The 876-nt window shown below is 46.7% G+C and carries 1 protein-coding gene; it reads right to left on the reverse strand.

Annotation, left to right across the window (positions count from 1 at the left end):
* The coding region (locus ACFPYJ_RS33140) for a transposase (protein ID WP_379192886.1) at positions 1-868 on the reverse strand (868 nt) is incomplete at its 3' end.
* Positions 869-876: the final 8 nt, after the last annotated feature.

An 876-nucleotide genomic window follows, 5' to 3' on the forward strand; every position in this document is an offset into this window, starting at 1 on the left:
CTGCATCCGCAAGCACATGCGAAACGGGCAGGTCAGGATGTCTTTCGGCTAGTCCTTTTAGTAAAGGAATCGCCATCTTTCCATCATTGATGTGACCGGAAGAAAGCAGTGCGGTAAGGATATATTGGCTTTTGCAGTCGACCAGAAGATGGGCTTTAAAGCCGTACCAGAACACGTTTTTGCCTTCGGAGTTCTTCTTCACACCCCAGGCGGGGGTTAGTGGAATTTCCTTTGCCAGCTCGTCATACGAGTAAGGCAATTGGGCTTCTACCTTCTTCTCGAACAGGGGGCGGTTTTCTTCAAGTTCTAGTTGTTCCTTTAACCATTGCTCTCGTTCGCCTTTGGATTTGCGGCCACGCTTTTTCTTTGGAAGTTCAGTTGCCAGTAGATCCGAATCGTCTTTCTTCTTGTCTGGCCTACGATCTCTAGCTTCAACATGAGTGGCATCCATGGCAACCGCTGATGCATCGATGAAGCCCTCTTGAAAGGCTTGTTGAACTAATTCTTCTTGCGATTGCTGAAAGACTTGGGATTTTTGAAGTTTTTGAATGAGCCGGGTATACGAAGCTTCACTTGGAATTCGATCGGAACCCGTAAAGCCGCAGTCCGTGCTGAATTCCAGGCTTCTCTTTAAACGATTCCTCAGGTCCTTAATCGTCGGAATGCGTTCCACGATTCGAATGAACAGAGAGTGCAGCATGGCTGCATAGTTGAGTTGTGTCGGCGCCCCTAGAAAAGCTTTCTTCGATACCACGCGTAAAAATGGCGTAATATCTAACGTCTCAAAAAGGTATCCATAGGTGTCCTTGGGCGACATTTCTAACAAATCCTCCAAGGAAAACAGACTTTCTTGTTGAATACTATACATCTGGAGTT

Source organism: Paenibacillus solisilvae (genome assembly GCF_042656405.1).
Lineage (GTDB): Bacteria > Bacillota > Bacilli > Paenibacillales > Paenibacillaceae > Paenibacillus_Z > Paenibacillus_Z solisilvae.